At 69.8% G+C, this 14888-nt stretch carries 10 protein-coding genes; 5 read left to right on the forward strand and 5 right to left on the reverse strand.

What is annotated here, in order from left to right; all coding sequences use genetic code 11:
* The first annotated feature begins 50 nt into the window (after positions 1-50).
* Genes WMF45_RS12735 through WMF45_RS12750 form a run of 4 tightly spaced genes read left to right on the forward strand, consistent with a single transcriptional unit; the run spans position 51 to position 4688 of the window.
* Complete coding sequence (locus WMF45_RS12735; RefSeq protein ID WP_437717178.1) at positions 51-1589, forward strand: sugar ABC transporter ATP-binding protein; 1539 nt, start codon at positions 51-53, stop codon at positions 1587-1589.
* Entirely contained in the window at positions 1582-2664 is a 1083-nt protein-coding gene (locus WMF45_RS12740) for an ABC transporter permease (protein WP_437717179.1), read from the forward strand. The genes WMF45_RS12735 and WMF45_RS12740 overlap by 8 nt, the downstream gene beginning before the upstream one ends.
* Positions 2665-2666: 2 nt before the next feature.
* On the forward strand, positions 2667-3671 hold the full coding sequence (locus WMF45_RS12745; RefSeq protein WP_437717180.1) for an ABC transporter permease subunit: 1005 nt from the start codon (positions 2667-2669) through the stop codon (positions 3669-3671).
* Positions 3672-3695: 24 nt separating this feature from the next.
* The gene (locus WMF45_RS12750; RefSeq protein ID WP_437717181.1) at positions 3696-4688 is read left to right on the forward strand and encodes an NAD-dependent epimerase/dehydratase family protein; all 993 of its coding nucleotides are present in this window, start codon (positions 3696-3698) and stop codon (positions 4686-4688) included.
* Between the two features lie 88 nt (positions 4689-4776).
* Here WMF45_RS12750 and galK read toward each other — a convergent pair whose 3' ends face one another.
* The 4 genes from galK to WMF45_RS12770 all read right to left on the reverse strand — a co-directional run bounded on the left by galK (position 4777) and on the right by WMF45_RS12770 (position 11451).
* Positions 4777-5898 carry a galactokinase gene (gene galK, locus WMF45_RS12755; protein ID WP_437717182.1) on the reverse strand — a complete coding sequence of 374 codons (1122 nt, stop codon included), beginning with the start codon at positions 5896-5898 and terminating at the stop codon, positions 4777-4779.
* A gap of 411 nt (positions 5899-6309) precedes the next feature.
* Positions 6310-9318, reverse strand: a complete 3009-nt coding sequence (locus WMF45_RS12760) for an nSTAND1 domain-containing NTPase (protein WP_437717183.1) — start codon at positions 9316-9318, stop codon at positions 6310-6312.
* 234 nt (positions 9319-9552) lie between these two features.
* Positions 9553-10377 carry a shikimate dehydrogenase gene (aroE, locus tag WMF45_RS12765; RefSeq protein WP_437719529.1) on the reverse strand — a complete coding sequence of 275 codons (825 nt, stop codon included), beginning with the start codon at positions 10375-10377 and terminating at the stop codon, positions 9553-9555.
* A gap of 171 nt (positions 10378-10548) precedes the next feature.
* On the reverse strand, positions 10549-11451 hold the full coding sequence (locus WMF45_RS12770; RefSeq protein WP_437717184.1) for a bestrophin family protein: 903 nt from the start codon (positions 11449-11451) through the stop codon (positions 10549-10551).
* 364 nt (positions 11452-11815) lie between these two features.
* On the opposite strand from WMF45_RS12770, the gene WMF45_RS12775 reads away from it, so the two are divergent.
* Entirely contained in the window at positions 11816-13021 is a 1206-nt protein-coding gene (locus WMF45_RS12775) for a metallophosphoesterase (protein WP_437719530.1), read from the forward strand.
* Between the two features lie 33 nt (positions 13022-13054).
* Here WMF45_RS12775 and WMF45_RS12780 read toward each other — a convergent pair whose 3' ends face one another.
* Positions 13055-14830, reverse strand: coding sequence for an ATP-binding protein (locus WMF45_RS12780; protein ID WP_437717185.1), 1776 nt, complete (start codon positions 14828-14830; stop codon positions 13055-13057).
* Between the last annotated feature and the right edge of the window lie 58 nt (positions 14831-14888).

Raw genomic sequence — 14888 nt, forward strand, 5'->3', positions numbered from 1 at the left:
CGCTCGTGAGCTCGCTCGTCCGCGGCGCTCACGTACGGAGCAGCAGCCGCATGCCTGTCTCGAAAGCCTTGCTCTCTGTCGAGGGCCTCAGCAAATCCTTCCCCGGAGTTCGCGCTCTGCACGACGTGCACGTCGAGGCGCGCGCCGGCGAGATCCAGGCGTTGATGGGGGAGAACGGGGCCGGCAAGTCGACGCTGATCAAGCTGCTCACCGGCGTCTATTCTCCCGACGCCGGGACCTTGCGCCTCGGCGGTGCGGTGATCCGGCCGACCTCTCCCCGCCACGCAGAATCGCTGGGGATCAGCGCGGTGCACCAGGAAATCAGCCTCATCCCGCACCTCTCCATCGCGGACAACATCATGCTGGGCCGGCAGCCTCGGTCCTTCGGCCTGATCGACGGGCGCGCCGTCCGCGCGAAGGCGCGTGAGGCCCTCGCGCGCCTCTCGCTGGACCTCGACGTGTCGCGATCGGTGGCGGCGCTGCCCACCGCGCTGCAGCAGATGGTCGCGATCGCCCGCGCGCTCGCCGTGGACGCTCGGATCCTGATCCTGGATGAGCCCACCTCCAGCCTGGATGAAGCGGAGACGCTGCGGCTCTTCGACGTCATGCGGGGGCTGAAGGCGCAGGGGTTGGCGATCCTCTTCGTGACTCACTTCCTGGATCAGGTCTACGCGGTCAGCGACACGATCACGGTGCTCAGGAATGGCTCCTTGGTGGGGCAGTACGCGAGCAGCGAGCTGCCTCGCCTGGAACTCGTCCAGGCGATGCTGGGCGTCAAGCTCGGCGCAAAAGACAGGGCCGCGCCAGTCGGCCCTGCCGGTCCGGGAGGGGGGGCGAGCGCCGCGGAGCCGGCGCTCGCCGCGCGCGGCCTCGAGAGAAAGGGGGTCATCGGACCCATCGAGCTCGCGCTTCGGCCCGGCGAGGTGGTGGGGCTGGCGGGGCTGCTCGGCTCTGGTCGAAGCGAGACCGCCAGGATGCTCTTCGGGATCGAGCCCGCCGATCGCGGCGAGCTCGCGGTGAACGGACGCGCGACCGACATCAAGACGCCACGGCACGCGATCCGGGCCGGCCTCGCGTACTGCCCTGAAGACCGCAAGGTGGATGGCATCATCCCGAACCTCTCCGTGCGAGAGAACCTCCTGCTCGCCTTGCAGGCCTCCCAGGGGGCGCTGCGGGTGCTCCCGCGCCACGAGCGGGAGCGTCTTGTCCAGCACTACATCAAGACCCTGAGCATCAAGACGCCGTCCCCGGAGACGCCCGTCAAGCTGCTCTCGGGCGGCAACCAGCAGAAGGTGCTGCTCGCGCGCTGGATGGCCATGCAGCCGCGGATCCTGCTGCTCGACGAGCCCACGCGCGGCGTGGACATCGGCGCCAAGCTGGAGATCGAGGCGCTGGTGAAGTCGCTCAGCGAGAAGGGGGTCGCCACGGTCTTGATCTCGTCGGAGCTCGAGGAGGTCGCGCGCAACTGCTACAGGGTGATTGTCCTGAGAGACCGCAAGCAGCAGGGCGAGCTCGTGGGAGAGTCCGTGACGCCTTCGTCCATCATCCAGGCCATCGCCCATCAAAAGGAGGCGCCGCCCGATGCTTGAGAAGATCACGGAAGCGGCGCCCACGAACGCCAACCCCACGGGCATCGGGATCCTCCTCTTCACGGGGTGCGCGGGCGTCCTGCTGCTCCTGCGCAGGCGCCGCGAGGCCTGGCCTTTGCTCGGCCTCCTGGCGCTCCTTCTGTTCAACGCCGTCCTGTCCAAGAACTTCTTCTCCATCGTCGAGCGCGACGGGGCTTATTACGGCACGCCCATCAACCTGCTCAACCAGGGCTCGGAGGTGATGCTCCTCGCGATCGGCCTGACCCTGGTGATCGCCGTCAGGGGCATCGACCTGTCGGTCGGCTCGGTCATGGCGCTGTCCGGCGCCACCTGCGTGATCCTGATGAAGGAGGCTCACTTCGGGCCGCTCCTTGCCGCGTTTCTGTCCCTCGCCGTCGCCGCCGGCGTCGGTCTGTTCAACGGCGCGCTGGTGACGGGGCTGAACATCCAGCCCATCATCGTGACCTTGATCAGCATGGTCGGTGTCCGCGGCGTCGCCATGCTCATCACCCGCGCGGAGCCCGTGACGCACACGGACGCGACGTTTGCGTTCATCGGCAACGGTCACGTCGGCGGCTTGCCGTTCTCCATGGTGCTGGTGGCCGCCGTGTTCGTCGTCGCCGCGCTGCTCTGCCGGAGGACGGCGCTCGGTCTGTTCATGGAAGCGATCGGCGACAACGAGCGGGCGAGCCGGCTCGCGGGCGTCGACGACCGCCGCATCAAGCTCTGGTTGTACGGCTTTTCCGGCCTGTGCGCCGGCATCGCCGGGCTCGTGGCCGCCTCGTACATCTCCACGGCCGATCCCGACCGCGTGGGGCGCCTGCGGGAGCTGGATGCCATCTTCGCCGCGGTGATCGGCGGTACGGCGCTCACCGGCGGGCGCTTCTATCTTGGGGGCACCCTGATAGGCGCGTTGTTGATACAAACGCTCTCCACCACGATGTACATCCAGCACGTCCCCTCCGAGATCGAGCCGATGCCCAAGGCCGGCGTGATGCTGCTCAGCTGTCTGCTCGTCTCGGAGGAGTCGCGCCGGCGGCTCATCGAGCTGCTCGGGCTCAAGCGGGGGCAGTAGCGATGCTCAGCTGGGATCGGCGGGATCTGCCGCTCTTGGTGACCGCGGTCCTCCTGATCGCGCTCTACTCGGGGGTGCTGGTCTGTTACGACGCGGCGCGAAGCCTGCGTTTCCTTGTCGACCTGATCAAGGGGAACGCGGCGATGGGCCTCTGCGCGGTGGGCATGACCTTCGTCATCCTGTCGGGGGGGATCGACCTCTCGGTCGGCTCCGTCGTCGCGCTCACCACGGTCCTCGTGGGCACGCTGGTGGCCGGTGGTTGCCACCCGCTGCTGGCGTTCTGTATCGGCCTCGCGGTGTCGGTCGCGTTCGGCGCGATGACGGGGCACCTGATCCATCGCTTCTCTCTGCCCCCGTTCCTCGTCACGCTCGCGGGCATGTTCTTCGCCCGCGGCGCGGCGTTCCTCGTCAGCATGCAGCCCATCGGCATCGATCACCCTGTGCTGGACTGGATCGTCGATGAGCTCGGCTTCGCGCTGGCGATCCCTGGCCTGGACCGGACCTGGGTCCCGGCGACGGCGCTCCTGTTCCTTGTCGTCCTCGTGCTCGGCGTGGTTGTCGGCCGCAGCACGAGCTTCGGCCGGAACGTCCTGGCCATCGGCGGGGACAGGCAGGCGGCGCTGCTCATGGGGGTGCCGCTGGGCGCAACGACGGTGTGCCTGTACGCGCTGTGCGGCTTGTGCGCGGGCCTCGGCGGGGTCACGACGGCGCTGATCGACAGCGCCGGAAAGCCGAACATCGGCGCCGGCCTGGAGCTCGAGGCCATCGCCTCGGTGGTGATCGGTGGAACGCTGCTGACCGGGGGGGCTGGCAGCGTCGTCGGCACCGTGATGGGCGTGATGATCACGGGCATGGTGCGGGCGGTGATCAACCTGGATGGACGGCTGCCGTCGCCCTGGCACCACATCAGCATCGGGCTGCTGTTGCTCGTCTTCATCGTCATGCAAGAGGTCCTGATCCGCTCGGCCCCCGCAGCCAGGGGGGTAGAGTACGGTCGTCGTGGATGATGCTCGAGAACGAGGAGCGATAGAATGATCGAGACCAAGCGAATTCTGGTCACCGGGGCGGCGGGCAAGGTCGGCCAGACATTCATCCGCAGGTTCCTGTCGAACCCCGCGTTCGAGGGGTGGAAGGTCCGCGCGCTGTGCCATAACCGCATGCTGGAGCGGTCGGCGCGCGTGGAGGTGCTGCGCGGGGCCATCGAGGACAGGGCCGTCGTCAACGAGGCGATCGAGGGGGTGAGCCACGTGCTGCACCTGGCGACCAGCAAGGAGACCCCCGAGAGCATCATGGACGTGGCCGTCAAGGGCATGTTCTGGCTGCTGGAGGCCTGCCGCGTGAGCCCCGTGTTCGAGCAATTCATCCTGGTCGGGGGCGACGCCGGGATGGGCCACTTCTTTTATCCGCACCCCGTCCCCGTCACGGAGGCGCAGCGGCACAGCGCCTACCCGGGCTGTTACGCGCTGTCCAAGGTGCTCGAGGAGGTCATGCTCGAGCAGTACTATATTCAATATGAGCTCAACGGATGCTGCCTGCGCGCGCCGTGGATCATGGAGAAGGACGACTTCAAGGCGCAGCTATCCTTCGGGGACGACGTGTTCGGAGGGCCGAGGTGGCGCGATCTGGTCGGCGCCGAGGCGGCGGAGGGGTACGTCCGCTCGGGCGCCGTGCCGGTGATGCTCGACCGCCACGGCGAGCCGGTGAAGCGTAACTTCGTGCATGTGGAGGATCTGACCAGCGCGATCCTCAAGGCCATCCATCATGAGAAGGCTCGCCAGCAGACCTTCAACATCTGCATGGACGAGCCGGTGGACTACGGGGAGCTGGCGCGTTACCTGGAGGCGACGCGGGGCCTGCCGAGCGTGAAGGTGAAGACGCCCTTCCATTCGACGTGGCTGGACAACTCGAAGGCGAAGTTCCTGCTCGGCTGGCGGCCGCAGTACGACCTGGCGCGGCTCACGGACGCCGCCTTCGACTACGTGCGCGCGCCCGATGACCCGCGCGTCACGTGGTACCCCGGTTGACGGGTCCTGCGTCCCCGCGGCGGCCCCTTCCCGTGGTGGACGAGCCTGGCGATCACGCCGACGCCGGGCTTCGCTGCTAGATTTGCTGCTAGGAGACGGGCCCGCCTACAAGCACCTTCGCCCGGCGGCCCGGCGTGCGCGCGTAGGCCTCCACGACGGCCCGCCCAACGCTCGCCGCGCGCCCGCGCTTCACCAAAGCCACGATCGCGCCTCCGAAGCCGCCGCCGGTCAGCCGGGCGCCGAAGACGTCCGGCTGCGCCCGCGCGCTCTCCACCAGCTCGTCGACCGCCGGCACGGACACCTCGAAATCGTCGCGCATCGACCGGTGGGACGCGTCGAAGAGCTCGCCGAGGCGGCCCAGATCCCCGGCGCGGAGCGCGGCCACGGCGGCGAGCACCCGGGCGTTCTCGGTCACGACGTGGCGCGCGCGCCGGTCGAGCGGCGCCGGCAGCGAGGCGATGCGCGGCTCGATCGACGCGCGCATCGCGTCGACGTCCCGGAGCTCCGGGACGCCGAGCGCCGCGGCCGCGCGCTCGCACTCCGCGCGCCGCGTCTTGTAGTCGCCGCTCGCGTGCTGGTGAGCCACCCCGGAGTCGACGACGAGCAGCTCGGCCTCCGCGGGCAGCGGGATGCGCTCGAACGCGAGCGTCCTCGTGTCGATGAAGAGCGCCGTGCTCTCGTCGGCGAGGCTCGCGGCCATCTGATCCATCGTCCCGACCGGCGCGCCCACGAAGTCGTGCTCCGCGGCGTGCGCGATCCGGGCGATCTCCACGTCGTCGATGGACAGGCCGAGCATCGACCGCAGGGCGCGGGCGAGCGCCACGAGCAGCGAGGCGCTCGACGACAGGCCGCTTCCGAGCGGTACTGTCGACTCGATCCTCGCGTCGAAGCCGGGGATCGATGCGCCCCGGCCGCGGAGGACCGCGGTGATGCCCTGAATGTAGTCGAGCCACAGGCCGCGGCGCGCCTCCTCGCCGGCGCGGAACGAGAGCCGGGCGCCGCCGTCCACGTTCGCCGACGCGACCTGGATGAGCCTGTCTTCCCGGGGCGCGAGCTCGACGCGCGTCTTCTGCGGGATCGCCGTCGGCAGCACGTAGCCGCCGCTATAGTCGGTGTGTTCCCCGATCAGGTTCACGCGCCCCGGCGCCTCTGCCAGGACCTTCGCCGGACGGCCGAAGACGACCTCGAAGCCATTGCCCTTCACCGTCATCGCGGCGCACCCATGTTCACGGGGCGCAGGAAACCCAAATGTTTCGGGGGCGTCAAGCCACAACTGCGGGATCTGCGCCGGGTGTCGCCGTCCTTGATGACGAAGTCGAACGGCCGGTGCTCGTTGCTGACGTCGCGGTGGTTCTTGATGTCCTTGTATGCCGAAGGGGGCGGCCAGCGAGTCACATGCTTCCAGGCCGACACGAACCTCTGAATCGGGAGACATGCGCCCTTGGAGGAGGAGATGGAATTGACAGTCAAGCAGACTGACACCGACATCCCCGAGCCGCCGACCGCGGCACCTGCCCCGGAACGACCGGGCAACTGCTGACGCTCTACGACGTGCGTGGGGCGGCGGTGGCGAGCTTGGGGCGCGATCTGCGGCGCACCGGCACGACGTGCCCGGGGCGCCCTATCGTGATGTCTCGATCGGGCGGAACGGCGCATTCCACTGTGGCTTGTTGCTGTGCCGCACCTCCTTCACCTGCTTCCTCGCCTTGGCCTCGTTCTCCCGCGCCTTGTAGGCCTCTATGCGGGCGAGCTCCAGTTCGGCCTCGGCGTGCTTCCGGGCCGCCTCGGCTTCGAGGACCGTCCGCTCGGCCGACCTGCGCTTCTCCTCGCTGATCCGCAGATCGCGCTCCGCCACGCTCCTCGCCCAGGCCTCGCTCGCGGCCTTCAGCCACGATTGCTCGTGCTGCACCATGATCGCCCAGTTCTCGCGGGTCACCTTCACGAGGCCCATCCCCGAGACCACCACCAGCGACAGGGCTGCGATGACCCAGGTGATGAACCGGTGCCGCCGACGCCGCCTGTGATCGGCCAGCCGGAGCACCTCCTCCAGGAAGAGCCGTTCTCGCTCCGGCAGCTTCCCCCGGTAGCGCCTGCGAAGGCCGCGAGCCTCCTCGGCCATCTCGCCGCGCCAGAGCATGTCCACGGCCCGGTCGCTCGAATCCCACAGCCTCGCGGCCGCGCGCAACCGCTCCAGGAACACCGCGTCCTCCTGGCTCTCGTCGAGCCAGCGCTTGAGCGTCGGCCACCGCTCGATCAGCGACTCGTGCACCATCTCCACCGTGCTGCCCGCGCGGTCGCTCCCCCTCTCGATCGCCAGGAGCCGCCCGTCGGCGAGCAGGCCCACCACCCGCTCGATCGCGCCTGGATCCCCGGGCAGCTCGCACAGCTCGCTCAGGCTGGCCACGGCGCACGTCCGCTCCGGCGTCACCAGGCGCTTCAGGACCGCCCGCGCCAGCTTCGCCTGGCGCCAGCTCATCCCGGCCAACAACGTGTCGGCGTGGCTGGCCAGCGCGCCCGCCACGCCGCCGAGCGCCTCGTAGCTCGCCCGCGTGAGCAGCCGGCGCTTGCGATCGCGCATCTCCCACAGCCTGGCCGCCGTGAACTGGAGCAGCGGCAGCGCGCCGTGTGTCCTCTCCAGCGCGTCGAGGATACCCTCGATCATCGCCGGATCCTCGATCTCGTGCCGCGCCGCCTCGATCGGCCTCACCAGCGCCTCGCGCAGGTCCTCGCGCACCATCGGCCGGAGGAACACGAGGCCACGGAGCATCCCCGCCATGAAGCGCTCGTGCCCGGCCAGCCGCTCGATGAAATCCGACCGCACCGACAGGACGAGCCGCAGCGGCGACGACGCGTCGTCGGCGATGCCCTCGAGGCACGCGAGGAACGCCGCGCGCTCGTCGGCAGGGGCGCCGAGCGTGAACAGCTCCTCGAATTGATCGAGAAACACAACGAGGCGCTTCTGCGCGCGGACCGCCCACCCGCGGAGCGCGGCGCCGAGCAGGCCCGGCTCGGCGCGCAGCCGCGGGACCAGCGCCGCCCGCGCCGCCGCGGCGCCATCCGGGGCGAGCGCCTGGAGCTCGGTGCTCAGGGTCACGCCGGGGTTGGTGAAGAGCTCCGCGAGCGCCTCCATCGGCTCGCGCCCGGGACGCACGATGAGCGCCTCCCAGCCCTCGCCGGATCGCTTGAGCGCCGGGATCACCCCGGCCCGCACGAGCGACGATTTCCCCACGCCCGACGCGCCTGCGATCGCGAGCAGCGGCTGGCTCCGGAGGCGCGCGACCACACCCGCGACATCCTGCGCGCGGCCGAAGAAGCGGTCGGCGTCGGCCTCCTGGAAGGAGGAGAGGCCGGCGAACGGGTTCTCGTCAGCGCCGAGGTGGAGCTCCCGGCGCCCGGGCAGGAGGGGCAAGAGCTCCGCCAAGAGCTCCTCGGCGGAGGCGTACCGCTCGGCTCCTCGCTTGCGCAGGCAGCGATCGATGATCGCGCCGAGCACGCCGATCTCCGGGTGGCGCGCGCTGACCTCGGGGAGCGGCTCGTCGAGGACCGGCACGCTGAGGAGAGCCTCCCCGCTGCACGGCGCGAGCGGGTGCCTGCCGAGCACGAGCTCGTGCAGCATGATGCCCACCGCCCAGATATCGCTGGACGGATCGATCCCTGTTCCCTGCCACTGCTCGGGGGACATGTACGCCAGCGTGCCGATGATCCCTCCGTCGGGGGTGAGGCGCGTGTCCCCGGCGGAAGGGCCATCGGCTGCGAGGCTCGCCGCTTCGTCACGCAGCTTGGCGATGCCGAAATCGACCACTTTGATCGCGCCCGACGCGTCCAGCATGATGTTCTCGGGCTTGAGGTCGCGATGGACGATGCCGGACGCGTGGGCGCTCGCGAGCGCGCGCACGACGGGGGCCATCAGGTCGACCGCCAGGGCGGGCGGCAGCGGCGCAGTCGACACCTCCACGCCTGCCTCCGCGGGCCTGCGCCGCTCCATCCAGCCGCGGAGGCTCTGGCCCTCGATGAACTCGAGCACCATGTACGGGTAACCGTTGTGCTCGTCCACCTCATGGATCGTCACGATGTGCTCGTGCTTGCAGCGCGCGGTGGCCTGCGCCTCGACAAGGAAGCGCTGGACCCCGAGGCTGCTCAGGCGGGTGAGGAGCTTGATCGCGACGAGGCGGGCGAGCCGCGTGTCGCGCGCGAGGAACACAACGCCCATTCCCCCCCGGCCGAGCTCGCGCAGGAGCTCGTAATGGCCGATGCGGGTGCCGGCCGAAAGCGGCGGCCTCGCCTGCGATCGCTGCGAGGGCGGCGCGGCGGCCGCCGCGGTTGTCGCGTGGTCATCCGGCGTGCGAGCGGCCGCGCCCACGCCGCCGGCCTTGACCATCGCCCTGCGGCGCAGGGGGGCTCTGGAGGGGGCTGCGGTGGCGAGCACCGTGTTCGCTCGGGCCACGTCCTCGCGCGAGCGGTCGCTCTTCGCCGGACCTGCCGTGATCGTGCTCGACAGCGCAGAAAATCGACGGATCGGCTCCTCGGTGACTGTCGTGCCGGACATCTGCCCTCCTTCAATGCAATGCAGTGCGTCTAATCGACGCCTGCGCCGCGCATTCAATGCTGCAAAACGAACGAACGGGAGCATTTTGGTCCGATGATGTGAGACATCGTTCTGCGCGTATGTCCGCCGTTCACTCGGCTCATGCGGATGCCGCGGGACGGCCGCGCCCTTGGCGCCATGTACTTCGGCTGCCAGCGCTCGGGGAACTCCGGATGTCGGCTGAATGCCCCGGTCAGACCAAGAGGCGAGCACCTCGCTGCCTGACGTGAGCTCGCCGTGGTGGGCGCGTGCGCGACCCTGACGGCCCGGGCGCGCCGCTCAGGCTCCCCGCAGCGCAGCGATCACAGGCGCGGTGTCGGGCCGCATGCCGCGCCACAGGGTGAAGCACTCGGCGCCCTGCTCGACCACCATGCCGAGGCCGTCGGCTGTCTGACCCACGCCGGCCGCGCGTGCGGCCTGCACGAACGCGGTCGGCTCCTTCTTGTAGGCCATGTCGTAGGCCAGTGAGCCCTTGTCCCATACGCCGGCGGGAAGGGGCGGCACCTCGTTGGTCATGGAGGAGGCGGAGCCGTTGATGATCACGTCGAAGCGCCCGGCGATGTCGGCGAAGCCGCCGCCGGCGAGCTGGACGGCGCCGGCATGCGGGCCGAACTCCGAGGCGAGCTCCACGGCCTTGCTGGCGGTGCGGTTGGCGATGAAGATCTCGGCCGGCTGCTCATCGAAGAGCGGCAACAAGGTGCCGCGCACCGCGCCGCCCGCGCCGAGGAGCAGCACGCGCGCGCCCTCGAGGCGGCGGCCGAGGTTGTGGGTGATGTCGCGCACGATGCCGAAGCCGTCGGTGTTGTCGCCGAGGATGGTGCCGTCCGCGCGCAAGGTGAACATGTTGATCGCGCCGGCGGCGCGGCCGCGCGGCGTCAGCTCGTCGGCCAGCGCAAAGGCGTCGAGCTTGAAGGGCATGGTGATGTTCATGCCCTTGCCGCCGCTCTTCTGGAACCCGCGCACGGCGGCGGCGAAGCCATCCAGCTCGCCGAGGATCGCGCCGTACACCATGTCCTGCCCGCACTGCCTGGCAAAGGCGGTCTGCAGCGCCGGCGACTTGGTCTGGGAGATGGGATTGCCGATGATGGCGTAACGGTCAGTCATGGGTGCGTCCAGGCCTCGGCGACGCGGGGCCACGCCCGCGAGCGCCGCAGATCTACGATAGTGTGCAGCCGATTGCCAGGAGCGCGCGGCGGCGCCATGGCGGGTCGGATGCAGCGCGCCTTCCACCGCTCTGCTCGGGAAGAGGCGGGAAGGGCGCCGCCATCGCCGCGCTCACTCCTGGTAGCTCTCGGCCTTCGACGCCATCACCAGGTGGAGCGGCGACGACCCCAGGAGGTCGCGCTCGATGGTGTCGCAGATGCGCGTGAGGGGCAGGTCGTTCGGCTCGTGGCCGAACGGGTCGTCGAGCTCCCCGCCGAGCGCCTCGATCATCAGGACGGGATACGCCACCAGCATCGTCACGAAGGGCGTCAGCACCCCGAGCGCCTCGACGAGGGCGAGGGGCAGCGTGGCCAGGTAGAGCGCCACGCCCCGCTGGAGCAGCAGGATGTAGCCGAGCGGCGTGGGGGTCTTGAGGATGCGCTCGCAGCCACCGAGGCAGTTGACCAGGACGCTCAGCTGCTCCTCGGCGCACACCGCCATGTTGCGCTCGAGGCTCCCGGCCCGCACGAAGGCCGCGAGGCGCTCGGCGACCTGCTGCGCCGCGCGGAGCGGCGGGTGAGGGTGCGCGGAGAGGGCCTCGATCTGCTCCGCCGGGAGCAGCCGGTCGATCTCCGGGCGCTCGGCCTGCCCGCGCAGCGCGCGCCGCGCGGCGTGGACGAACACCACCACCCAGACGGCGACCTCGCGCGCCGCGCCCGGATCCACCGCGGCGTGCGCGTTCACGATGCGCGTGATGTTGCGGCTCGCGTTCACGATCGAGCCCCAGAGGGTGCGACCCTCCCAGAAGCGGTTATAGGCCGTGTTCGTCCGGAACGCGAGGATGAGCGCGATCACCGCGCCGGCGACCTCGTGAACGCCGATCGAGAGCGACACGCGGGGGATGTGCCTGTGCGCGAGCCAGAGCGCGGCGGCGATGACCCCGAAGGCCAGCACGCGACGCATCACGCCCGGCGACAGGGAGCCCCGCGGCGAGACCAGCATCGGCAGCCAAGCGCGCCTGGTGTAGGGGATCATCGGGGCGACCCTCGTGGCGATGCCCTCCCGGAGCACCGGAAGGAGCCATGGACGTGAAGAGGCCTCAGCCTCCCATCGAACGTGCCAGTCCTCGTGTGGCCCTGTCAGGATGGCCCTGATCGCCGGGATCCAGCGCGCGAAGCGCGTGGCTCACGAGGAGGAGCATCGCGCCTCCCTACCAGCGAGGTGCCTGTGTCGCAACGCCGCCGGGCGGCGCGGCGCACGCGCGTCACGCGCCTGGCGGTCGGCCTCCGGTGGCGCCTGGCGCGGACGCGCTGGACGCGGGACACTCCGCGTCCGTCCAGGCAGAGCAGACCGCGGTGGTCCTGTGCGCTGGGTCGTCTGGAGCCGTCGATTGAAGTTCGTGTCCCCCATCGTCCTGTTCTGGGCGGCCTCCGCCCTGGCCTGGCTCGTCGTCGTGGCAGCGGCGAGGCGCCGTCGGGGCGGGCTCTACGCGCGGTTCGTCGGCGTGCTGCTCGGCATCCACACCCTGATCTCGTGCGCGCTCGTCCGCCACGTCGGCCCGCTCGCGCCGGCGTTCGCCTACCTCCAGGGCGCGGTGTACCTGCACTTCCTCCTGCTCTCGCGCCCCCGGATGCGGCCGCTCGCCTACCGCGCGCTCGTGAGCATCCCCGCGTCCTACTTCGTGGCGGCGATCTTCCTGTCGTTCCCGTGGGCCATCGCGAGCGCGCTCGGGGCCACGCCGTACGGCCTCTGGGTGCCGTTCGCGCTCGCCGTCGTCGGTATCCTCCAGTCGCTCACCGCCCGCCGCGAGGAGATCGAGCTCATCGTCGACCGCGCCCCGGTCGACGGGCTGCGCCGCCACCCGCTCCCGCGCGAGGGGGCGCCCGGCGCGCGCCGGCCCCTCCGCATCGTCCAGATCACCGATCCGCACCTCGGTCCGTTCATGTCGGTCGCCCGGCTCCGCGGCATCTGCGAGCGCGCGGTGGAGCGCGATCCCGATCTCGTCGTGCTCACCGGCGATTACCTGACGATGGAATCGCAGCACACCGCGGATCACCTCGCCGAGGCCCTGTCCCCGCTCCGCGCCCTGGAGGGGCGTGTGTTCGCGTGCCACGGCAACCATGATCACGAGTCGCCCCGCCACGTCGCGACCGCGCTGGAGCGCGCTGGAGCGCGCCTGCTCGTGGACGACGCGGCGCTCGTCGAGACCGCCGCCGGGCCGGTCCAGGTCCTCGGGATGGACTTCCATTACCGCGATCGCGCCGAGCGCATGGCGGCGGTCTGCGCCCGTCACCCGCGCAGGAAGGGCGCGCTCCGGCTCGTCCTGCTCCACGATCCGGGCGCGTTCCGCCACCTCGGCGAGGGGGAGGGCGATCTCGTGCTCTCGGGCCACACCCACGGCGGGCAGCTCGGTCTTGTCAGCCTCGGAGGCTCCTGGACCGCCCTCCAGCTCTTCGTGAAGATGCCCGATCATGGCCTGTGGGCCCGCGGCCCCGATCGGCTCTACGTGCACCGCGGGACAGGACACTACGGGTTTCCCCTCCGGCTCGGCGTGCCGGCGGAAGAGAGCGTGCTCAAGGTCCACCTCGCCGGCGACGGCGCCTGACGGGCCAGGCGCCGTCGCCTTCCCGCTGCAGCGCTAGACCGAGCGCGCTTCCCCTGCGTCGGCCGGAGGCGGAGCAGCGGCCTCCTCGACCACCGGCATCAGCGGCAGGTCCACGATGAACACCGCGCCCCGACCCTCCCCGGCGCTTTCGGCGCGAACCTCTCCGCCGTGCATTCTCACCAGATCCTGCACGATGGAGAGCCCCAGCCCGAGTCCGCTGTGCCAGCGGGTGGTCGAGCTGTTTGCCCGGCGAAATTTGTCGAACACATGGGGGAGAAAATCCGCGCTTATCCCCTCGCCGGTATCGCTGATGCGGAGCTGAGTCTTTGCGCCCATCTCCTCCAGCGACACGGCCACGCGCCCGCCGGCGGGCGTGAATTTGACGGCGTTGCTCAGCAGATTGCTCACGATCTGCTCCAGGCGCCCGCGATCGCCCCAGACCCGGCCGGTCGCCGAGCGGAGCGACAGCGAGATGCAGACGTCCTTCGCTTCCGAGGCCGGAGTTACAGAGTCGATGATCGCCTGGATGACCTCGGCCATGCTGACCGGCTGCCGCTTCAGGTCCACCTTGCCGCAGAGGATGGCGGAGACGTCGAGCAGCGTCTCGACGAGCTTCAGCTCGGCCATGCCGTTGCGCTCGATCACCTCGAGGCCGCGCTGCACCCTGGCCGCGTCAGGCTTGTCCGTGCGGAGAAGAATGTGCGCCCAGCCGAGGATAGAGGTCAATGGAGTTCGCAGCTCGTGGCCGAGCGTGCAGAGGAACTCGTCTTTCATCCGGTCGGCGGCCTCGGCCCTGGAACGCGCCGCCTGCTCGCTGGCCAGCAGCTTCTCCCGCTCTTCCTCCGCCCGCTTGCGCTCGGTGATGTCCGTGGAGATGGCGCACACAGCATAGGGCTTGCCTTCCGCGTCGAACAGAGGGCACTTGACCGAGATATAGGTGTGCATCCCGTCGCCCTGCGGCACCACCTCCTCGGTCTCCAGGGGCTCCTGGGCCTCCAGCACCCGCCTGTCGAAAGAGCGGAATGTCTCGGCCTGCTCCGGGGGGAAGAGATCGTGGTCGGTCATGCCGACGATCGACTCGGTCGATTTGGTCGACTTGATCGACTCGGTCGACTCGATCGACCCGGTCGACTCCACCGTCGGTTGGAACAGCTGCCTGAAACGGCGGTTGCTCAGCAGGTATCGGCCCTGCAGGTCCTTCACGTAGACCATGGCCGCCGAATTGTCGATGATGGCCTGCAGCATGCCCTGGCTTTCGCGCAATGTCTCCTCGGCCCGCTTGCGCTCGCCGTTCTCCTGTTTCAGGAGATCGTTGGCCGCTGCAAGCTCGGCCGTGCGCTCCTCCACTCTCCGCTCCAGCTTGTCGTGGGCGCATCGCAGCGCGGCCTCCAATCGCTGGCGCTCCTCGATTTCCCGCCGCAGCTGCACGTTCTGCGCCTCGAGCTCCGCGCGCATCGTAGACAGTTCCAGGTGCGTCTTGATTCGCACCAACACCTCGTCGAGCTCCAGAGGCTTGACGACGTAATCGACGCCGCCGGCTTCGAACCCGGCCACCTTGTGGGCCGTCTCTTCCAGAGCGGTCATGAAGATCACCGGAATTCCCCTGGTGTTTTCAGACGCTTTCAGGCGCCGGCACGTCTCGAAGCCGTTCATTCCCGGCATCAACACATCGAGCAGGATCAGATCGGGAGAAAGGAGCTCGGCCCGCTCCAGCGCATCTTCACCATCCTGAGCGACAGCCACCCGAAAGCCTCGCTCCTCGAGCTGAGCGGCTGTCGAGGCCATGCTTTCAGGCACATCGTCGACCATCAGGATGGTATACGACGGGGCACCGGGCTCTGAGGTTGTGTTCATTGGAGACGATGGC

The sequence above is a fragment of the Sorangium sp. So ce448 genome (assembly GCF_051520915.1).
Taxonomy (GTDB): Bacteria; Myxococcota_A; Polyangia; order Polyangiales; family Polyangiaceae; genus Sorangium; species Sorangium cellulosum_B.